General features: G+C 59.2%; 15 protein-coding genes and 1 riboswitch. Of the genes, 7 read left to right on the top strand and 8 right to left on the bottom strand.

Translation table 11 applies throughout. The features are described from left to right. Positions 1-125: 125 nt before the first annotated feature. Complete coding sequence (gene nusA, locus K3G63_RS12905) at positions 126-1,418, bottom strand: transcription termination factor NusA (protein ID WP_220614513.1); 1,293 nt, start codon at positions 1,416-1,418, stop codon at positions 126-128. 129 nt (positions 1,419-1,547) lie between these two features. Then, positions 1,548-2,021, bottom strand: a complete 474-nt coding sequence (rimP, locus tag K3G63_RS12900; RefSeq protein ID WP_220614512.1) for a ribosome maturation factor RimP — start codon at positions 2,019-2,021, stop codon at positions 1,548-1,550. A gap of 521 nt (positions 2,022-2,542) precedes the next feature. Here rimP and K3G63_RS12895 point away from each other — a divergent pair. From K3G63_RS12895 to K3G63_RS12885, 3 genes are all read left to right on the top strand, one after another. After that, entirely contained in the window at positions 2,543-3,661 is a 1,119-nt protein-coding gene (locus K3G63_RS12895) for an endonuclease/exonuclease/phosphatase family protein (protein WP_220614511.1), read from the top strand. A gap of 253 nt (positions 3,662-3,914) precedes the next feature. Further along, the gene (gene cysS / locus K3G63_RS12890; RefSeq protein WP_220614510.1) at positions 3,915-5,462 is read left to right on the top strand and encodes a cysteine--tRNA ligase; all 1,548 of its coding nucleotides are present in this window, start codon (positions 3,915-3,917) and stop codon (positions 5,460-5,462) included. 100 nt (positions 5,463-5,562) lie between these two features. Next, entirely contained in the window at positions 5,563-6,582 is a 1,020-nt protein-coding gene (locus tag K3G63_RS12885) for a M28 family peptidase (protein ID WP_220614509.1), read from the top strand. 63 nt (positions 6,583-6,645) lie between these two features. On the opposite strand, the gene K3G63_RS12880 is transcribed toward K3G63_RS12885, so the two are convergent. Then, positions 6,646-7,182 (bottom strand): GNAT family N-acetyltransferase, encoded by a 537-nt coding sequence (locus K3G63_RS12880; protein WP_220614508.1) that lies wholly within the window; start codon positions 7,180-7,182, stop codon positions 6,646-6,648. Positions 7,183-7,195: 13 nt separating this feature from the next. Next, on the bottom strand, positions 7,196-8,101 hold the full coding sequence (locus K3G63_RS12875) for an LD-carboxypeptidase (RefSeq protein WP_220614507.1): 906 nt from the start codon (positions 8,099-8,101) through the stop codon (positions 7,196-7,198). Between the two features lie 279 nt (positions 8,102-8,380). Here K3G63_RS12875 and K3G63_RS12870 point away from each other — a divergent pair, with 279 nt between their 5' ends. Continuing rightward, complete coding sequence (locus tag K3G63_RS12870) at positions 8,381-9,586, top strand: alpha/beta hydrolase (RefSeq protein WP_220614506.1); 1,206 nt, start codon at positions 8,381-8,383, stop codon at positions 9,584-9,586. 126 nt (positions 9,587-9,712) lie between these two features. Here the strand turns inward: K3G63_RS12870 and K3G63_RS12865 are convergent, their stop codons facing one another. The 4 genes from K3G63_RS12865 to K3G63_RS12850 all read right to left on the bottom strand — a co-directional run bounded on the left by K3G63_RS12865 (position 9,713) and on the right by K3G63_RS12850 (position 14,840). Next, a complete protein-coding gene (locus K3G63_RS12865) occupies positions 9,713-10,981 on the bottom strand; it encodes a homoserine dehydrogenase (RefSeq protein WP_220614505.1) in 1,269 nt (422 codons plus the stop codon). Further along, entirely contained in the window at positions 10,971-12,008 is a 1,038-nt protein-coding gene (metX, locus tag K3G63_RS12860) for a homoserine O-acetyltransferase (protein WP_220614504.1), read from the bottom strand. The genes K3G63_RS12865 and metX overlap by 11 nt, the downstream gene beginning before the upstream one ends. 285 nt (positions 12,009-12,293) lie before the next feature. Next, positions 12,294-13,682, bottom strand: a complete 1,389-nt coding sequence (locus tag K3G63_RS12855; RefSeq protein ID WP_220614503.1) for an O-acetylhomoserine aminocarboxypropyltransferase/cysteine synthase family protein — start codon at positions 13,680-13,682, stop codon at positions 12,294-12,296. A 371-nt stretch (positions 13,683-14,053) separates the two neighbouring features. Next, a riboswitch (SAM riboswitch) is annotated at positions 14,054-14,167 on the bottom strand. 361 nt (positions 14,168-14,528) lie between these two features. Next, positions 14,529-14,840 (bottom strand): LysM peptidoglycan-binding domain-containing protein, encoded by a 312-nt coding sequence (locus K3G63_RS12850; protein ID WP_220614502.1) that lies wholly within the window; start codon positions 14,838-14,840, stop codon positions 14,529-14,531. Positions 14,841-15,056: 216 nt separating this feature from the next. Here K3G63_RS12850 and K3G63_RS12845 point away from each other — a divergent pair, with 216 nt between their 5' ends. The 3 genes from K3G63_RS12845 to K3G63_RS12835 all read left to right on the top strand — a co-directional run bounded on the left by K3G63_RS12845 (position 15,057) and on the right by K3G63_RS12835 (position 21,265). Then, positions 15,057-15,473 carry a lipocalin family protein gene (locus K3G63_RS12845; RefSeq protein WP_220614501.1) on the top strand — a complete coding sequence of 139 codons (417 nt, stop codon included), beginning with the start codon at positions 15,057-15,059 and terminating at the stop codon, positions 15,471-15,473. Positions 15,474-15,695: 222 nt separating this feature from the next. Continuing rightward, a complete protein-coding gene (locus K3G63_RS12840; protein ID WP_220614500.1) occupies positions 15,696-18,608 on the top strand; it encodes an IPT/TIG domain-containing protein in 2,913 nt (970 codons plus the stop codon). A gap of 95 nt (positions 18,609-18,703) precedes the next feature. After that, positions 18,704-21,265, top strand: a complete 2,562-nt coding sequence (locus tag K3G63_RS12835; RefSeq protein WP_220614499.1) for an erythromycin esterase family protein — start codon at positions 18,704-18,706, stop codon at positions 21,263-21,265. The last annotated feature ends 24 nt before the right edge of the window (positions 21,266-21,289 follow it).

Here is a 21,289-nt window from a genome sequence, read left to right as displayed (position 1 = left end):
TCTATGCTCGCGAACGATACTCTTATCTAGTTGCAAAGGTACTATATTAAATCTTGCCGGGCGGGGTCAAAATCAAGCCACCCGGCCCGATTGTTAACCCCCTTGCCGTACCGGCCGCCGCGCACTCATTGCGCGCCGCCGGAATTTTGTGCTTCCTCGTCTTGGTCGTCGCTTTCGTTGTCCTCGAACTCGTGGCGGATTACACGGAAGAGCTCCTCTACGGTTTCCTCTTCCAGCTCTGTCCGACGCACAATGTCTTCCTTGCTGACAGCCAATACGGCGCGGCCGGTGTCGAGGCCGATTTTCTTCAACTCGTCCAGGATCCAGCCTTCAATTTCGTCCTGGAACTCGTCCAGAGCAATGTCTTCTTCGAAGTCACCGGCATCCCGGAATACGTCGATTTCCATGCCCACCAAGCGGGAAGCCAATTTGATGTTAGCGCCACCGCGGCCAATGGCCAGTGATACTTGGTCTGGTTTTAAGAACACCGAAACCCGCCCAGTTTGTTCGTTGATTTTCATCGACGTGAGCTTGGCCGGCGACAAAGCCCGGGCAATGTAGAGCTCCAGGTTGTCGGTGTAGTTGATAATATCGATGTTCTCGTTCTCCAGTTCGCGCACTACGGCGTGAATACGGGAGCCCTTCATGCCCACGCAGGCACCTACCGGGTCAATACGGTCATCGTAGCTTTCGACGGCCACTTTGGCCCGCTCGCCCGGCTCGCGCACGATGTTCTTGATGGTGATGAGGCCATCGAAGATTTCGGGCACTTCCTGCTCCATCAGGCGCTCCAGAAATGCCGGCGCCGCGCGCGACAGGATGATTTTCGGGGTGCCGTTCAGTACATCCACGCGGTGCACCACGGCCCGGATGGTGTCGCCCTTGCGGTAGCGGTCCTTCGGGATTTGCTCACCCTTGGGCAGCACCAGCTCGTTTTCGTCTTTGTCGAGAATGAGCGCCTCGCGGCCCCACACCTGGTACACTTCGCCTACTACAATTTCACCTACCTGGTCTTTATAGGTCTGGTAGAGGTTGTCGCGCTCCAGGTCTTTTACGCGCTGAATCAGCGTCTGGCGGGCCATGAGCACGGCACGACGGCCAAAGTCTTCCAGCTTAATTTCTTCAGCCACCGATTCGCCTACCTCGTAGTCAGGCTCAATCTTCTGGGCTTCGGCCAGCGGAATTTTGTCCAGGTCCCAGATATCCTCGGAGTTGTCGTCCACGATTTCGCGGTTCCGATAAATTTCCAGGTCGCCTTTGTCCACGTTCAGGATGACGTCGAAGTTTGAGTCATCATCATACTTTTTGCGAATCATCGTGCGGAACACTTCCTCCAGGATGCTCATCATCGTGGGGCGGTCGATGTTCTTCGACCGGGCGAATTCGGCAAACGATTCAATCAGGACGTTGCTGTTCATTTTTTAGAAGCGTTTAGCTACTAGCTGTTAGCGGTCAGCGTTTGCACAGGAGCAGACGATAACAGCCAAAAGTGAAATATTCAGAACTACGCTAACAGCCAGCTGCTGTCAGCTAACAGCTTGTAAAGGTTACTTAAAGGAGATAACCACTTTGGCTTCCTGGATGCTGGCAAACGGCACCAGGGCGGCCGGTAGAGTTTTCTTTTTACTTTTCTCTTTTACCACCTCGGCCAGCTGAATGCCTTCGGCCTCTACGGCTTCCAGGGCGCCGGTTTTTTCGGTGCCATCGGTGAGCTTCAGAGCCAGACTGCGGCCTACGTGGCGGGTGTACTGACGCGGGTCGCGCAGGGGCTGATCGGCACCGGGCGAGGTTACTTCCAGGGTATAGCTGGCGTCTTCGCCGTACTCTTCGTCTACGCGGCGGGCCAGGCGGCGGCTTACCTGAGCGCACTCATCAATGCCCACGCCCTGCTCGCCATCAAGCGTAACGGTTACTTTGGGGCGTACGGCATCGGAGACGGTCAGGTCTACCACGAACAGGCTGCCATCGGTGGGCAGGCTGTCCTGTAGCAGTTCCGAAAGGCGGGCGCGGTCAAGTTTCATAAGGGAGGCACCGGGTAGTAAAAGAAAGAGGGGACTCTTCGTCCCCTCTTCTCGTGTCGTAGTTTGCAGACGCAAAGATACTACAATTCTGCGGCGAAAACAAGTCAGGCTTGCTACGTTGGGCGGCGGCTACTGCCGACAAGGCGTTGGTCACTGGCCCGCCAAGAACAACCCGTGCGTTGGTTGGGTGTCGGGAACGTGTTGACTTCGGATATTCCACACGGCCTTGTAGCTGGTCGGGTAGCTGGTGTATGACTGCTTGCAGGAGGTAGCAGTTAATGAAAGAGGCCAGGGAGCCAGTGTACACTATCCCTGGAGGGTTACAGAAGCCAGCTCTCAGTGCCACTTGCCTGCACGATAAGAGATGCGGACAGAGAGGTGCCGTGTTGTAAGGTGCTGACCGACAGTGGATACAGGAGTGTAGAAGACAGGTGTATTCGGCAAGCTTCAGGGGGTAGCCGGCGGCTAGCAGGGAACTTCTACCTTTGCCTCTGATCCTGTTGCCTGGAAAAAGGTTGTCCGTGCGTCGTTCGTTTGCCTTCAAGTGTACTGTGTTGCTGATGCTGTGGGTGCTGGCCGCTATTGCCTGCGCCCAGATTCCGGCTTACAACTTTTGGCCTGCCATCTTCGGGGCCCTGACCCTGCCGGTGGCCCTGGGCCTGAACCTACTGGCGGGTATGTACTGGCTGCTACGCCGCTGGCCAGTGGCATTGCTGCCGCTGGGGCTGGCTGCGCTTACCTGGCCGCACTTTCAGCGCGGATTAGCGGTGCATCCACTACGGGTAGCGCCGGCCGCCGGGCAGCATGCCGGGCAAGTGGTGAAGGTACTCTCCGCCAATGTGCGTATTTTCAATGTGTATCCGCAACTGCGCGATGCTGATCTGGCTTCTTCTCGCCGGATGATGCGCTGGGTAGCCGAAAATCCCGCCGACATTGTCTGCCTTCAAGAATTTTACAACGAGCCCGTGGGGACTCGCTCCCGCGACGGAGACGTATTTCGGAGCGTAGATAAAATCGGGCGGCAGGCGGGCCGGCAGGTGTTCCTGTCCAAAACGCTTACCAACAGCGCGGGTGCCGAGTTCGGCATGGCTATTTTCACCCGCTTCCCCATTATAGCGAAGGGCACAATCAGCTTCGGTAAGCTTACTCAGAACCACGCCATGTGGGCCGACATGCGGCTGCCTTCCCAAGACACCATCCGGGTGTACAGCTTCCATCTGCAGAGTATGAGTATGGAGGAGAAGGACATCGTGGATAGCTACTCCAGCAAGGCTGGCCTGCGGCAGAAGGGCTTGGGACTGCTGCGGCGCTTTAAGCGCGGGGCCATGGCCCGGCACTGGCAGGTAGACACGCTGGTGCGTCGGTTCGAGCGGTGCCGCTACCCCATGCTACTCTGCGCCGACCTCAACGACGTGCCCTACAGCTACAGCTACGATCAGCTAGCCGACCATTTCCAGAACGCCTGGGCCAGCGTAGGCAACGGAGTAGGTAGCACTTACAACGGCCGCCTGCCGTTTGTGCGCATTGATAACCAGTTTGCCAGTCCGGAATGGGCAGTGGATGATTACTGGGTGCACTACGAAATTCCTTACTCTGACCATTTTCCTAGCACAGCTACCTACCGGTTGACGACAGAGTAGGCGCAGTAGAGCCCTATATACCAGATTCCGCTTCGGATAAACTGCCGAGGGAACTTTATAGACTGTCTGGCTGGAGTTATGTACCGTTTGAAGGACTGTTTATACTTAATTACAGGAAATTTCGCGTGGCAAGCAGCTTTTTGTGGCGCTGTGCTGTTAGTACAAGCCGCGCTGCAAGAAGCCGTGGAGATGCGCAGTTACAAAATCTGTGCATTCCACTGACTCTGCAAAAACTGCGGTTACTTTTGTATCCATGCAGCCTACCCTCTCGCTCTACAACACGCTTACCCGCCGCAAAGCCCTTTTTCAACCCCTGCACGCGCCCTTTGTGGGCGTATACCTCTGCGGACCTACCGTTTACAGCGAGGCGCACGTGGGCAACGCCCGCGGGCCGGTGGTGTTTGATGTGCTGACGCGCTACCTGCGCTACCTGGGCTATACCGTGCGCTACGTGCGCAATATCACCGACGTAGGCCACCTGGAGGGCGACGCCGACGAGGGAGAGGACAAAATCAGCAAGCGCGCCCGGGCCCAGCAGCTGGAGCCCATGCAGGTAGCTGAGCAGTATACCAACCTCTACCAGGACCACATGGAGGCCCTGGGCTGCCTGCCCCCCGATATTACTCCCCGCGCCAGCGGCCACATCACTGAGCAGATTGAGATGATCCGGCAGATCATCGATAATGGCTTTGGCTACGAGGTGAATGGCTCCGTGTACTTTGATGTGCCGGCCTACAATGCCGCTGGCCGTGGTTACGGCAAGCTCTCGAACCGGGTGGTGGAAGAATTGCTGGCCGGCTCCCGCGACAACCTGACGGGCCAAGACGAGAAGCGCAGCCCCTTGGATTTTGCCCTCTGGAAACGAGCCGATGAGCGCCACCTGATGCACTGGCCTTCACCCTGGAGCGAAGGTTTCCCGGGCTGGCACCTGGAGTGCTCAGCTATGAGCCGAAAATACCTCGGCGCTGAGTTCGACATTCACGGGGGCGGGCTGGATTTGATGTTCCCGCACCACGAGTGCGAAATTGCCCAGAGCCAGGCCTGCAACCACCCCACCAACGAAGCTCAGGTGTGGATGCACAACAACATGATTACGGTGAACGGCCAGAAAATGAGCAAGTCGCTGGGCAACTTCATCACCATTAGCCAGCTTTTCAACGGCACCAACGATACGCTCACCCAGGCCTACTCGCCCATGACGGTGCGCTTTTTCCTGCTACAGGCCCACTACCGCAGCACCGTCGACATTACGGATGAAGGCTTGCAGGCGGCCCGCAAAGGATACCGCAAGCTTATGAACGGCCTGCGCCTGCTGGAAAAGCTAGACGCTATAGAAGGGGAAATTGCGGTAGGCTCTGACTCAGCTGCGTCCAAAAACCTGACAAATCCGGTGGAAGCTGCTTATGCCGCCCTAGACAATGATTTGAACACGGCAAAAGCCATTGCTGCCTTGTTCGATTTGCTGCGGCAGCTGAATGGGTATGCCGCCAAGCCGGAGCTGTTCGAAGCATTAGACAAATCTGTTCGGCGCGCCGTTACTGCTGCCTACCGCACACTGGTACAGGATGTGCTGGGGCTGCGCGATGAGCCGCGGGCTAGTGCGGAAGACCTGCTGGGCCTGACCCTGGATTTCTACAAAACGGCCAAGCAGAGCGCAGCCAAAGCCCGGGAAGAAGGCAATGCGGAAGAGGCAAATAAATACTACAGCGAAATTGACCGCATCCGCGTGGCCCTAAAAGAGCAGGGCATAGTAGTAAAGGATACCAAGACTGGCGTAGATTGGGCCTATAGTGAAGAATAAGATACCGCGGCCCGAAGCTCCAGCCTCGGGCCGCGGGCAGTAGTACCCCACCTGTTTAACGCAGCCTGAAGCTGGAGCTTTGGGCTACCGGTAACGCCCCATGAGCCTTCTTTCCCGTCTTGCCCCCGCCTCGCTGGTGGCCCTGCTGCTCCTCACTGCCTGTCCGGCCAAAAAGGACGCGGCCGAAACTGAAACTACCGCCGCCAGCCAGCCTACGCTACCCAAAGCCCCAGCCTTCAACCCCGATTCGGCCTATGCTTACACGGCCAAACAGGTAGCTTTCGGCCCGCGCGTGCCTAACACCAAGGCCCACGTGCAAACCGGTGACTGGATAATCCGCAAGTTCAAGGAAGCGGGCCTCACGGTAAAGGAGCAGCCTTTCGAGGCCATGGCCTTCGATGGCAAGATGCTCAAGTCGCGCAATATTATTGCCCAGTACATGCCGCAGGCTCCGCGCCGCATTGCCATCTTCACCCACTGGGATACCCGCCCCTTCGCTGACAAGGATAAGGAGCACAAGAACGAGCCGCTTGATGGGGCCTCCGACGGAGCCAGCGGCGTCGGCATTGCCCTGGAAATGGCCCGGGTACTCTCCCAGCAGAAGGATGCTTCCGCGCCTGGCGTGGGGGTCGACTTCATTTTGTTTGACTCCGAAGACTACGGCTACGACGGCAGCACCCAGGGCGAGAAGAAAAACCTGTTGCCCATGGGGCAGGAAAGCTGGTGCCTGGGCTCCCAATACTGGGCGAAAAACATGGTGCCGGCCAACTACAAGCCCAACTATGGCATTCTGCTGGACATGGTAGGCGCTAAAAACGGCCGCTTCAGCCGCGAAGACCTCAGCCGCCAGCAGGCCCGCGATGTGGTAGACAAGGTGTGGAATACAGCCGCTACGCTGGGCTACTCCGACTACTTCTTATTCAGCGACAGTCCGGGCATTACCGATGACCACGTGTTTACGAACCAAGCCGGCGTGCGCACCATCGACGTTATCGACTTCCTGCCCAGTGGAGAGTTTCAGCCCTACCACCACACCACCCAGGACAACATGAGCATCATCGACAAACGGACACTCAAAGCCGTGGGCCAAACCCTGCTGACAACTATTTACGCCGAGTAGTCAGCCTGCTACCTACAGAAAAGCCCCGGTGACTTGCGTTACCGGGGCTTTTTGCTCTGGTTGCTATAGGCCCGCTTCCTGATTCAGCAGCTTATAGTAGTAGACCGTAGCGCACAGTTCCCCCTTCTCATTGCACATGTAGTTGGGAATGGCACCAGCCGGCACATACCCGATGCTTTGATACAGCACCTCCGACCCGGCCCCCCGCAACGTGTCCAATACCAGGGTAGTGCGCTGATGCTGCCGTGCTACGCGTTCCACCTCCTGCATTAGCTGCCGCCCAATGCCCCGGCGCTGAGCCGTGCTATGCACCAGCAGCTTGGCTACCTCCGCGCGGTGAGGGGCATTAGTTTTCCTGACCAGATGCAGCTGTACGGTGCCTAGCAGCCGTCCATCTTCTTCGGCCACCAGTAGTAGGACACTACCTGAGGGTAGTGCCGCCCCAATTTCCTGCCAATATTCCCGGGCCTCGGCAGCGGCTAAGGGCGGCAGAAAACCCACGGAAGCGCCGGAATCTACAGCATCCTGGAGCAGTTCAATCAGGCTGGTGAGGTAGCCCGGAAACTCCCATGCCGACACGACGCGAATAGTACTTGCCATACGTTACAGAAGTTTATAGGTAGTCGAGCCGGGCGCCGGTAGCCTCCACCGTCAGACGGGACGGGCGGCCACAAATCAGGGCCATGTTCTGGGGCTCGTGGCCCACCGGGAAGCCGTAGGCAATAGGAAATCCGTATTTGCCGGCGTAGTGCTGGATAATTTCGTTGGGCGTCTGGCCGTAGGGCACGGCATTGTCCTGGGGGGTGGTAAAATGTCCAACCAGCAGGCCCGCTAGGTTGCGCAACTTGCCCGTGCGGTCCAGGTGTACCAGCATCCGGTCGATGGCGTACAGGTACTCGTCAATGTCTTCCAGAAACAGGATGCGGCCCGCCGTGGAGCAGTCGGAGGCCGTGCCGGTGAGGGTCTGCAGGAGGCTGAGGTTGCCCCCTATCAGTTCCCCGGTAGCTGTGCCCAGCTGGTTAAGCGGGTGGGCGGGTACCTCGTAGCGGGTGGCTTCCCCGAACAAGGCCCGCCGTAGGCTTTCCAACGACGCCTCGCCCCCCTCCTGGTGAAACAGCAGCGGCATTACCCCGTGAATACTCTGGTAGCCTCGGGCCAGCAGGTGGCAGTTGAGGGTGGTGATATCCGAGAAGCCGGCTACCCACTTGGGGGCCCGGACAAAACCGGAAAAGTCGATGCCGTCGATGATGCGGGTGGTGCCGTAGCCGCCCCGGGCGCATAGAATGGCCCGAATGGCTGGGTTGTCGAGCTGCTGCTGCAAATCCTGGCGGCGCACCTCATCGGTCCCGCCAAACTGGTGGTACTCTACGTTGGTGCTGGCGCCCAGCACCACGCGCAAGCCCCAGCTTTCCAGCGTGGCAACGGCTGTTGCCAGCTCCTCGTGCGACGCTTTACGGGCGGGGCAAACAACGGCTACTTGGTCGCCGGGACGCAGGAAGGGGGGGGCAGTAGCGGGCATAGGCTCAGGAAGTCAGAAGGCGCAAACCTAAGCAAACCGCGCGGGAGCACGAAGCGCCGGCGGCTGGTGTCGGGACTGGTGTAGCACAAAGCTGTGTGCGGCCGGTAGCGGTGCTGTGGGTAAGGGGCGCAGCTGTACCTGGTTTTCGGTGGGCTGGAAGCGAGTGGGGGCTTTCATTACCGCCTGGTTCTGCGTGCCTAAAAATGCTGGCTCAACGCGAGGAGCCCCGTGGGGTGAAAGGTATCTTTGCGGGGGCTGTGTAGTTCGGAACCTTCACGTATGAGATTTTACTTGTTTCTACTTCTGCTGAGCCTGGGCTGGTGGCCGAGCAGCCTGCGTGCCCAGGTGGCTCCCGATACCACTCGGGGGCGCTACCACCGGCCGGTGTTTCGGCAGGTGAATGTGCGCCGCAACGTAGAGTTTGGCCAGGTTACAACCCTGCTGGGCATGTCGCAGACGCTCTATATGGACGTTTACGAGCCGGCCGGCGACACTGTGCGGCGGCGGCCCCTGGTGGTGCTGGCCCACGAGGGCGGCTTCTTAACCGGCACCCGCGACGACGCCGTGATGACGGCGCTCTGTAACCGGCTGGCTCACCTAGGCTACGTGGCTGCCACCATTGATTACCGCCTGTACTTTTTTCCCTTTGATACCGTAGGCATCGGTCGGGCGGCCATTCGGGCTACTCAGGATATGCGGGCGGCAGTGCGCTTTTTTCGCCATGATGCGGCCACGGCCCGGCGGTTTCGCATTCATCCCGGCTTCGTGTTCGTGGGCGGCTCTTCGGCTGGCGGCTTCATGGCCCTGCAAGCTGGCTACCTCAACAAGGCCGCGGAAGTACCCGCCTACCTCGATCTGAAAGCGTTGGGCGGACTGGAAGGTACGGGCGGGCACCCCGGGTACAGCAGTCGGCCGCGGGGCGTCATCAACCTGTGTGGTGCCCTGGCCCGCGCTACCTGGCTTGAAGCCGGCGACGTGCCCTTGTGCAGCGTGCATGGCACCCGCGACGGACTGGTGCCCTACGGCCGTGGTACCATTGGGGCGCAACTGCCGGCTCAGCTGGTGTACGGCAGCGGTGCCTTGCGCGTGCGGGCCAATGCCGTGGGCGTGCCCAACGTGCTGCGCCGCCTACGCGGGGCCGGGCACGTGCCGTACTCCTTCGAGCCCACCTACATCGACTCGGCCTTTTTCGCCATGCGCGACTTTCTGCGGCCCCTGCTCGGTGCTGGCCCGCCTGGCCCCTTGCTGGCGGCGGCCCTGAATCCGCGCCGCGCCGCTCAAGTGACGGCCCTGCTGCTACCCCGCCGTGTTGGGCTACAAGGGCTACTACCGGCCCCCGCAATACTTTGGAGGCCCGATTTGGTGAAAGCTGTGCCGGACTCCACCCAGCGCTCCGCCGAGCCACCCACACTTCCGCCCGATGCTCCTATGGCTCCAGCTGTTCCCACGTCCCCGCGGGGTAGCACCCCGGCGCCTGAGCGCTAAGCCCAGGTTCGAAGCCTGCCGTTCCGGGCCAAGCACGGAATGATAGGCTTCAGGAGCATACTATGGGCAAGCTCCGCGGTTACAGGTCAGCGGGGCCTATGGGGCGTGTGGGGCGCCTACACTACTTTAAGCAGAAACTTCCTCTAGCAGCGTTGCCACACTGATGGGGCGCAGGCGCCCGGTACGCACCACAAAGGCGCCGTATGTACGCAACGTGTCGCGGTGCCGAATCAAGTTTTCCAGAGCCACGTAGCCAACTACATACTCATCCTCATCGGCTTCTTCGGAAATTTCGCTGAAGTCGAGCAAGTCAATCAGGCGGTCCTCATCGGTGCGCAGGTAGATTTCAACCTCCAGGTCGGAGGCGTAGGCGGGCGCCTCAGCGGTTTTGGGATACTGGTAGGCGAAACCCTGGCGCAAAGCGGCTAAGTCGGCCAGCACGGCCGAGCCAGTGGGGTGCCCGCCCGCTCCGCGGCCGCGCAGGAACTGCTCCCCGGCGAAGTCGGCTTCAATAACTACCCCATTAAACTCATGGTCAACCGTGTAGAGCGGCGACTCGGGCCCCACGAGCTGGGGGGTAACCAGGGCAGTCACGCGGCCGTCGGGGAGGCGCTGCAAACCGGCCACTACCTTTATCTTCTGCCCCTGGCTGGCGGCAAAGGCAATATCCACGGCTGTAATTCCTTCAATACCCAGGTTGAGCACCTGTTCGGGCCGCAGAAAGGTACCGTAGGCGTGGGCAGCCAGCAGCACGGCCTTGGAGCGCGGGTCAAAGGCGGCCATGTCCAGCGCCGGGTCGGTTTCGGCAAAGCCCTGGGACTGAGCTTCGGTCAGGGCCGGCGAGTACTCGGAACCGGCTTCCCCCATGCGGGTCAGCACGTAGTTGGAAGAGCCATTAAGGATTCCCGTCAGCTGGCGCAGCGGTTCCCCGCCGAAATAGGCATCTAAGGTCCGGATGACTGGGATGCTGCCGCACACGGCTGCCTCGTAAAGCAAGGTGCCCCGGCCTTCGCGCTGTAGCCGCACCAGCTCGGGCAAGTGGCAGGCAAGCATGGCTTTGTTGGCGGTTACCACCCGGCGACCACGGCGCAGGGCTTCCGCTACCAGTTGGAAAGCTGCTTCTGGGTCGTCGATAACTTCTACCAGCACATCAAGGCTGTCATCTGCCAGTAATGCGCCGGCGTCGAGCTCAAACCGGCCGGCCGGCAGGGGGCGGACTTTGCCGGCTGTTTTCACCGCAATGCGCGCTACCGTAAAGCCGGAGGCCGGCTGCTGCTCCAGAATGGTGTAGAGGCCCTGGCCCACGCAGCCAAACCCGATGAGGCCAATGCGCCAGGGCTGGCCAGCAGGCGTGGAGGAAGCAGAGGCAAGGGGCAAGGCGGCGTTAGTGGACATAGCTCGGGAGGTAGAATCGTTCGAGGAGATGGGTAATCTGAACAGTTTCAATCAGGAAGCCGTCGTGGCCGTAGTGGGAGTCCATTTCGGCGTAGGTAGCTCCGGGAATGTAGCGGGCCAATTGCTGCTGCTCGGCGGTGGGAAAGAGCACATCAGAGGAAATGCCTATTACCAGCGTCCGGGCCCGGATGCGCCCGAGGGCGGCTGGCACGCTGCCCCGGCCCCGCCCCACGTGGTGGCTGTCCATAGCCCGCGACAACGTCACATAGCTGTAGGCATTGAAGCGGCGCACAAGCTTGTCGCCTTGGTAGCGCTGGTAGGAGCTGGCCAGGTAATCCGTTAGCTTGGTGTCGTGAGAGTCGGTTTGGGTGCGACCGTAGGCGTCGTAGCTGCGGTAGCTGAGCAGGGCCACCGCCCGGGCTGCCCGTAGGCCAGCGGCTCCGCCGGCAGGCGTTGCCAGTTCGTAGGTGGGGTCGGCGAAGATGGCCAGGCGCTGCGCCTCGTTGAAGGCGATGCCCCAGGCCGAATGCCGGGCATTGGTAGCCAGCAGCACCAGGTTTTCGCAGAGTTTGGGGCGCTGCACGGCCCACTCCACGGCCTGCTGCCCACCCAACGAGCCCCCCATGAGGGTGTGAATAGAGGGCAGGGCCAAGTGCTCCCGCAGAGCCTCGTGGGCCGCTACCATATCCCGGATAGTCAGGAGCGGGAAGTGCTGGTAGGGGGCCTGCTCCGTCAGTGGGTCGGGGGTGAGCGGGCCGGTGGTGCCGTAGCAGGAGCCCAGCACGTTGGCGCACACAATAAACCAGTCGGCCGGATCGAAGTAACAGCCAGCCCCGAACAGGCCCGGCCACCAGCTCAGCACGTCGGCATTGGCCGTGAGGGCGTGGCACACCCACACCACGTTGTCGCGGCCAGGATTAAGGCGGCCGTACGTATGATAGGTAACTTCTACCCGCGGCAGGGTATGTCCGCTTTCCAGCCGCAGGGGCCGGGGTAGCTGAAACAGGTGCGGTTCAGAATCAGACATGAGGAAAGGAGCGGTGCGCTGCTGATGACAGCGTGTGGAGTGGCGGTGGGGAACCGGCCTGACCAATCGTTCAACGATGCCCGAAGCGGAGCTTCGGGCCTAAGGATTACTAGCCCGCAGGCGGAGCCGATTCTGCCCGGCTCCGCCCCGGCTAGGTGCGGGCGGCGGTTGTTCCGAAGATTCCTCTCTCACAAAAAACTTCGGCTCCGGCCCGCTTACCGCTGTGCTGGAAGCTGTTGCCCAGTGGCTCTCTCACCTGCCACTGGGCAATACCCCTCTCAAGTGCTAGACTTCCAGCGTGGCGGCGTGTTCTGGTTCGGGCTCGGGCAGCAGCGTGCTGCTGGTGGTTTCGGTGGGCGCGGCTGCAGCGTTGCGTACCGCGTCGAAGGCCTGCGCTAAATCGGCCCGGATGTCCTCGAAGTGCTCAATCCCGACGGATAGGCGCAGCAGGGTAGGTGAAACGCCGGCAGCCTGCTGCTCGGCTTCCGAGAGCTGCTGGTGGGTAGTAGCCGAGGGCTGGATGATGAGCGTTTTGGCGTCGCCTACGTTGGCCAGGTGGCTAACCAGCTTCAGGCTGTCGATGAACTGAGTAGCTGTTTCCTTGGTGCCTTTGATGGCGAAGGTGAGTACCCCGCCGTAGCCGCGCTTCAGGTATTTCTGGGCCAGGGCGTGGTAAGGGCTGCTCTTGAGGCCGGGGTAGTTCACAGCCTCTACCTGGGGGTGCTGCTCCAGCCAGGTAGCTATCCGCAGCGCGTTTTCCACGGTGCGGTCAACGCGCAGGCTCAGGGTTTCGAGGCCCTGAATCAGCTGCCAGGCATTAAAGGGGCTTTGCGAAGGGCCAAAGTCGCGCAGGCCTTCTACCCGGGCCCGGATAATGAAAGCAATATTGCCGAATGGCCCGCTTTTGCCGAACACATCATTGAATACCAGCCCGTGGTAGCCTTCCGAGGGCTCCGTGAACTGCGGAAACTTACCGTTGCCAAAGTCATACGTACCACCATCCACAATCACTCCCCCAATGGAAGTTCCGTGGCCGCCAATCCACTTCGTGGCCGATTCTACCACAATGTGGGCCCCGTGCTCCAGCGGCCGGAACAGGTAGCCGCCCGCCCCGAAGGTATTGTCCACAATCAGGGGTAGGTCGTACTTGTTGGCAATGGCAGCAATGCGCTCGAAGTCGGGCACGTTGAAGCTCGGGTTGCCGATGGTTTCCAGGTACAGCGCCTTGGTATTGTCATCAATCAGCGCCTCGAAGCTTTCTGGCTTGTCGCCATCGGCAAAGCGCACTTCAATGCCCAGGCGCTTGAACGCTACCTTGAATTGGTTGTAGGTACCGCCGTAGAGGAAAGATGTGGAAATGAAATTGTCGCCGGCCTGCAGGATGTTGTTCAAGGCAATGAACTGGGCGGCCTGCCCGGAGGCTACTGCCAGGGCTGCCACACCGCCCTCCAGGGCTGCCACGCGCTGCTCGAACACATCGGTGGTGGGGTTCATCAGACGGGTATAGATATTGCCGAACTCCTTTAGGGCAAACAGGTTAGCGCCGTGCTCGGCATTCTTGAACACGTAGCTGGTCGTCTGGTAAAGCGGCACAGCGCGGGCGCCGGTTACGGGGTCGGGCTGCTGGCCAGCGTGGAGTTGGAGGGTTTCGAAGTGGAGGTTCTGCGTGGACATGGCAGGGCTGAGTTAAAGACCGTTTGGGTATGGAAAGGGAGCGAAAACGCTGGGAAAAGCCACGACATGGCGTAGGGGAGGCCGCACCAGAACCAGCTCAGGAAGTACTCCGAAGGCCGATTGGGATGCGCAGAAGCCGGGTGCCGCATTGGCTACCGCAGGCTCAAGCCTGAAAAAGGGGGAGGGGCGCTAGGTAGCCGCAGGGGCTAGCAACAGCAACAACACGCGCTGCAGCAGCGCATTCGCATTCGCCGGGTAACCGGAGTAGCTACCGGAACGCAGAAACCCAGCGGCAAATCGGTGCGCAACAAAGCAACCGAGGCAGCGGGGTAGGAGGGGGCGAAGGCGAAAGGGTTTTCCATGGCACTCTTGAGTTATATGCCCCGCCAGCAAAAGCTTGGTCGGGCAGGAATTGGCACCTTTCGCGCGGTCGAAGGTTGCCAGCGGGTCAGGGAGCCTGTTCTCTCGCCGCTTCTGTATAAATCTTATGAAAACTGCCCCGCCGCGAGCGGGAGAGTACCGAGTTGGTATTGCAAAGGTATAGTGGCGTTTTTGATATATGCAATACCTGTCTGAAATAAATTTTGCTTGGCAGAAGGACTGCCCCGCAACTCAAACAACCTCTGCTAGTGCTACTAGCGTGTTGATTGTTAATTGCATACGTGTGATAGACGTAGCCGGGGCTGTGGCGGATAGCAAGGGGTAGCGTTCCGTCCGAACTAGAAGCTTACCCGAGTATAGCATAAAATTGGTTGCGGCTGCTGGCTAAATACCAACTTCCTGAATACGAAAAAAGCCACTCTAACGGGAGTGGCTTTTTTGTATAATACTAAGTTATGGCTTCGCCTACAGCTTGGGCAGGGTCAGGACCTGGCCTACCTCAATGTGGTCGGGGTTCGAGCCAATAGTGCCTTTGTTAGCTTCGTAAATCTGGTGCCACTTGGCGGCATCGCCGTAGTGGTGCTTGGCAATTTTGGAAAGCGAGTCGCCGCTTACTACGGTATAGGTTTCGCCCTGGGCGGCGGCCGGAGCGGCCGGCGTAGCCGCGGCCTGGTTGGTATTGCCGAAGAAGTCAGTAGCCCCGCCGGCAGCAGGTTTAGCAGCAGGTTGAACAGGCTTTTTTTCGCCGTCGTTGGAGAGAAAATCAAATAGTCCCATCGTCGTAAGTCAAGTAAAAGTGGAAGGAAGCAGCAACCATGCGGTGGAAGCAACGGACACTGTCCGGATTCTTACGCCAAGGGCGGCAATAAGTTGTAGCGGGAAAGTACGCTGCTGTTGGGGTGAACATCTTTTTCCGCTGCCCCGTAAGAAGCGCAGTGTCAGGCAGCCTGCCTGGCTACGTTTGTTTCTCATTTACCCCATCTCCCTACTCCCATGAAAACTTATTCTGCTCCCCTGCGCTACCTGGCCAGCCTATTGGTGCTACTGGCTTTATTCACGGCCTCCTGTGGCAACAAAGAAGGCAAAGTCGAAGGCGTTAACATGCTCTACGGCACCGAAAGTAAAGTATGGAAAACCGATAAAGAACTGGATTCTACCGGCGACAAGGTAAAGCAAACTGACGCGCAGGAAGATGAGCGGATCACCTTCTTTGCCAACAAGCAATACAGCATGACCTCCCCGGCCGGTGCGGTAAATGGCAAATATGAGTTTGATCAAGCTGGTAAGAAAATCACGATGACTCCCGATGGTGCTTCCCAGAGCAACACCTTCGATGTAGTAACTCTTACCGATGACAAGCTGACGCTCAAAAGCCCTCAGGGTGCAGAGCTGCGTCTGGAGAAAGAATAGTATCGTTGCTTAACAGCACAGCTTATGCAACAAGCCCTTCTGCTATGGCAGAAGGGCTTGTTCTTTTTTATACACCCGGTAACCCGGTGGGAGGAGGCTGGTAAACGAAGGAAAGTATTTCGCAAAAAATTTCTATTGAATGGTACAAGCAGTACTGGCTTCTTATATTTGGTTAAACTTTTATAAAATAAAGAAAATATTAAAGATAAACTGTAATTGCGTATGACGTGGGAAACACTACTCCCAAAAGTATGGCTCCTGGCCGCGGTGGTTGGTGCAGTGTTGCTGCCGGCGGTAAGCGCGGGGCAGTCTGCCACGGTCATCAGCAGTTTTGATTTTAACAGTGGTACCAGCTACGAGACGCTGGCTCCTAATACGGCGCCGGGCGTAACCGCAACAGCAGCGTCAACAGAGCCCTTTGCCACCGGTCCGGGCTCAGGTACGGGCAGTAATTCCTTTACAAGCGTAGCCACGGCGGGGCAGGCTCTGGCCATGAGCAACTCCAGCGGGACCAATACACGCTACTTCCAGTTTGCCCTGGCAGGTAGCAATTTGCGCAACTATTTTGGCTATAAGCTCTACTTTCAGCCCTACCGTTCAGCTACCGGCGCTACCACCATCACGGTGGCTTACAGCACTGACGGGGGAAACTCCTTTGCTACTGTCCCGACCACAGTATCAGTTGCTGAGGGCAGCTTTGCGGAGCGAATTCTTGATTTGTCAGGTCTGACCGATCTGGACAACAAAGCTGCCGTGGTGCTACGTCTGTTGGTGAGCGGGGCCACCTCGGGCAGTGGTACGTTTCGGCTGGACAACTTTCAGGTGCAGGCCTCTTCCTTTCTGAATCCGGTACCTGGCCTGACGGCGCTCAGCCCGGCCAGCCTGCCAGCAGGTAGCAATGGGTTTACGCTTACGGTGACGGGCAGTGGATTTACCCCGGCCAGCGTAGTAAGATTTAACGGGGCAGACCGACCAACAACCTTTAGTAGTGCTACCCAGCTTACGGCCGCTATTCCTGCCTCCGACGTGGCTACGGCCGGTACGTTTCCGGTAACTGTGGTTACTCCGGCCCCGGGCGGCGGTACCTCGGGTAGCCTTGGCTTTGTAGTAGCCCCAGTGAAGCGCTGGGATGGGGGCGCGGGCACGAATAGCTGGTTTGATGCCTTGAACTGGGATACGGACGCCGTCCCGACCAGCACGGACGATGTGCTGCTGGACCATTCCAGTGTGGTAGGGCGCTACACCGTTGTACTGGACGCTGGCGGAGCCGTGACACCCGCCACAACCCCGAGCGTGGAGGTCCGCTCCCTCACTCTGAACCCTGCCGCGGGCGACTCTATTCTGGTGGAAGTTTCGGCCCTTAACACGGCTGCCGTACCACTGCGGTTAACCCGCACGGGCGCTACTGAAACTGCCTTGGCCCTGTATAGCAAAGGGGTACTAACCAACAGCAGTGACGTGGGAAGTATTGACGCGGCAGGCTCGGCCCCTACCTTTTATCTCTACAACGGGGGCACCTACCGCCACTACACAGACCGCCCCCACGTAGCCCTGCTGGAAAACCTGGCCGCCGTGGCTGGCACTGAAGCCGGCACGTGGGAATTTCGGGCCAAAACCCAATCCAGCAATACACCATCCATTGCCGGACGTACCTACCCGAACCTCGTTTTTAGAAACCGATTAGGACAGCCAGTTACGAATTACACCGGGAGCGGTGCTAACCCGCTAACGATTCGTGGAAATTTGATTGTGGGCCCCGGGGCTGTATTTACGGCCTCCACTACCAGCGAAATCCGGGTGGCTGGCGACATTACCGTGCAGGGCGCCTTCCGATTCCAGCCCCAAACCTCGGGCACCACTACCGTGCGGCTGGTGCTGAATGGCGGCCGGCCTCAGCGCATCAGTGGAATGGCCTGGGGAACGGTGCCAGCTACGGCCACGGGTACTTATTTAGCGGCTGATGTGCCGCTGCAAATCAATAATACCAGTGCCGAGGGCGTCACGCTGGCTACCCCCGTTACGGTCAACAACGTGCTCCAACTCACGGCCGGGCGACTAAACAGCACTGCTACGAATGTGCTGACGCTACTCAACCAACCCAGCGGTGGCTCCAATACGAGCTTTGTGAACGGGCCCGTGGCCCGGCCTGCCAACGGAGCCGCTACCCTCACGTTTCCGCTAGGGCGAATAGATGCTCAGGGTGGCTCCTACCGCCCCCTAACGCTTAACATTACCAGCCTGAACCGGGCCACTACCTTTATTGCTACCCAAACGGAAGGTGGTTTCGCTACCAAAGACCTGCAGGGCGACTTGCGCCGCCTCAACGCTACCCGCTATTTCACGGTAAACCCCGAGCCAACGCTAACTGCAGCCGACAATTTCAGCGGCACCATCACCCTCAGCTTCGGCCCCGATGACTTGGTTGCAGACCCGGCAGCCAGCAGCTTGGTAATAGCCAAAAACGATGGAAATGGCTGGGTAAACATCGGCCGAAGCGGCCATACGGGCACGGCCAGTAACGGCGCCTACGTAGCGGGCACGCTAACCTCTGGCAGCTTTGCGTCCTTCAGCCACTTCACACTGGCCAGCACCAGCGCTTCGGCTACCCCTAATCCTTTGCCCGTAACGCTGCTGCGCTTTCAGGCCGAGCCCCAGCCTACGGGCGTGCATGTAACCTGGACTACCGCCGCCGAGCTGAACAACGACCGGTTTGAGGTGCAGCGCAGCCTCGATGGCCACCAGTTCACCACGCTGGCAACTCTGCAGGGCCGCGGCACCAGCACAACCGCCCATCAGTACTCTTGGCTTGATGCCTCACCGCCTCCTGGCCTGCTATACTACCGCCTTCGCCAGCTCGATACGGATGGCACCAGCCACTTTTCTTCGGTGGTAGTAGCGCGGAGTAGCAAAGCCGTGGCCCTTTACCCCAACCCGGTACGGGAGCAGCTGGTCATTGAAGCAGCCATTGGGGTGCCTTACCGCGTTCTGGACCTGTTAGGACAGGTAGTGCTCAGTGGGCAGACAGGCCCGGCAGGAAGCACCCGCTTGCATGTGCAGCCGCTTCGGCCAGGTCTCTACTACCTGGAACTAGAAGGAAGCAAGAAAACGGCACGAGTTCCGTTTTACAAGCAGTAACGGGGGTAGGAGCGCGGGCTACTTGCTGGCTACTGAAGGCTGCCTAGTTCTGTGTAGCTTACCGCAGGTATTTACTGTTGCTCTATTTCTTCGGTATGTCGGGTCTATTTCGTCGTGCAGTGGCTAGCCTGCTGTTATCCATAGTGGCGGCTCCTAGCCTGTTTGCGCAGTCAAAAACTTCCCAATGGCCCGTTCATCCCATCCACACCATTTCCCCGACTGATACCAGCTTTCAGGACCTGGAATTTTTGCGGCAGGAAATTGGGGCGGCGCGGGTCGTGATGCTCGGTGAGCCCAGCCACGGCGAAGGCAATGTGTTCGAGGCAAAAGCCCGGCTGATGCGGTTTCTGCAGCAGCGCATGGGCTTTACCACGGTAGCTTTCGAAAGCGGCTTTTATGAACTCGACAAGGCCCAGCGCCAGATAGAAGCTGGCACGCCCGTGCGGGAAGCCATTGACAACAGCGTGTTTCCCGTCTGGACCAGCACGCGGGAGTTTCAGGCGGTGCTGCCGCTGCTGGGGAAAGGCCGCCTGCGCGTGGCAGGCTTCGATTCGCAGCTTAGCGGCGCCTATCAGGAGGAACTGGTAGAAGAATTAGAAGCCTTTCTGAAGCCCGAAAAAGGCGCCGATGGTATTGCCTATGACTACCTGGAAGAGTGCCTGAGCACCATGGGCGAAACCTTCATCTTTCCGCCTACCCATCAGATTCTGCTGTTCAACACACAGGTAGGAAAAGCGCGTCGGATACTGGAAAAAGTAGCCGCCGGCACTAATTCGCAGCGCCGGGCGCGGGCCGCTTTCTGGCTGCAAACCCTGCGCAGCCTGCAAGCCCTGGCCCACGACTACGCCACCAACGACTCCGGCGCTAAGAGTGAGGCGGAGTTCAAAGCCACCGACAGCAACCCCCGCGACGCCCAAATGGCCGACAACCTGCTGTGGTACTTGCGCCAGCATCCCCAGGAAAAGGTAATATGCTGGGGCGCCTTGCCGCATCTGTCCAACAAGGCAGAAGTGCTGGAAGATGCCGAAATCAAAACATACAAGCCCATGGGCCGGGCCGTGAAAGCCGCTCTAGGTTCCGATGCAGTGTACGTGCTGGGCACGTTGGCGGGCGGGGGCACACATGGTTTTCTCGGAATGGGTAAGTACGAAGCGGTGCCCGTGCCTGCCGCCGGCACGCTGGAAGCCAGCCTCTTGGAGCTGGGCCATGAGTACAGCTTCGTGAGTCTCAAGCACGACGCCCCCGGCCGCGCCCTTACTACCTACGCCTTTGAGTACAAGCCATACACCGGCCTCTGGAGTGAGGTAGTAGATGGATTTCTGTTTCTGAAATCCGTGAATCCGCCCCACGCAGCCGCGCCCGAGGCTAGCGAGCCAGCTGCCACTAACGAGCCGGCACCCGCCTCTGAGCCTACCCCAACGCGCCGGCTAAACCCGGCGGGAAGGAGCCCCACTAGTAAGGCAGGGGCAGCCCTGGTGCTGACAGGAAGCGTACTGGACCGCAAAACCGGAAAGCCAATACCCTTTGCTTCGGTGGCAGTGCCGGCCCGCAGCGCCGGAACCATAGCCGACGCGCAAGGCCGCTTTCGCCTCGAAGCGCGCCAGGGGGAAGTAGTACAGGTAAGCAGCATCGGCTATGAGCCCACTAGCTTGTCAGTGGTGTCAAATACACATCAGGAGGTGCGCTTAGCGCCGGCAGCCTTCGCCCTTGGCAACGTGCGCGTCAGTGCTCAGTCGCAGGACCCGCGGCGGATCATGAAGCGGGTTATTAAGGCCATGGAAACCAACTACGAGCAGCAGGACTACACCCAGCAGCTGTACACGCACCGCCGCATCATGGGGTTTGATACCTTGCGCAACGAGGTGGAATACACTGGTCAGCAGTGGACCCCCGCCGGTTATCGGCACTGGGCGGGCGGCTTCCTGATGCTGGAAGACCGGCCGGTAGTACGGGTACAGGAAAAGCGCGTAGTAACCGGGGCCGCCAATGACCGCGCCTACAGTGAGCCGGGCTATGGTTTTTCCGGCGGCTTCGACCCGGTTCGGATTTCCCCGCTGTTCAAGACATCTACCGTGGGTAAGTTTCGGCTGCAGCTTGATAGCATAGAGCAGCGCGGTACGGAGTCGTATTATGTTATCGGCTTTGCCGCGAAGCGTGCCAGTCATCGGGCCACAGGGCTGGGCTTTGAAAAAGGCTATTCCGGCAGAATTTACGTGCGGCAGCAGGATTATGCGGTAGTGCGGTACGAGAGCCTCTGGCAGCACGATACCACTGAAGTGAATGCCATTGCCCACAAATACTACGGCACCAAGAGCAACATCCGCCACCACTTTCCGGCCGTGTTCCAAGACCACCGGGCCACCCACGTAGTAACGTACCAGCAAGCCAGCAACGGCCGTTACTACGCGGCGGCTAGTATAGCCCAAGCCGTAGAGGTAGGCCATGTACTGGGCCGTAAGCCGTTCTATAATCAGAAAACCTGCGACGTATATTATACACCGCCAGTAGTGGTGCCGGCAGCTGAAGTGGACAATATCAGAGCCCACCCGGAGCTGCACGGCAGTGGCGCCGGTGCTACCCACCCCGAGTTCTGGCAAACCTACCAGCGTCCGGTGCCCATCCAATCAGCCCCCGAATTGAAAGCCATTAAGCCCTAATCCTCAAAAACAACGAATCCTTCC

The organism is Hymenobacter sp. HSC-4F20 (assembly GCF_019599275.1).
Classification (GTDB): Bacteria; Bacteroidota; Bacteroidia; order Cytophagales; family Hymenobacteraceae; genus Hymenobacter.
This window is presented reverse-complemented; position numbering and strand designations above follow the sequence as displayed.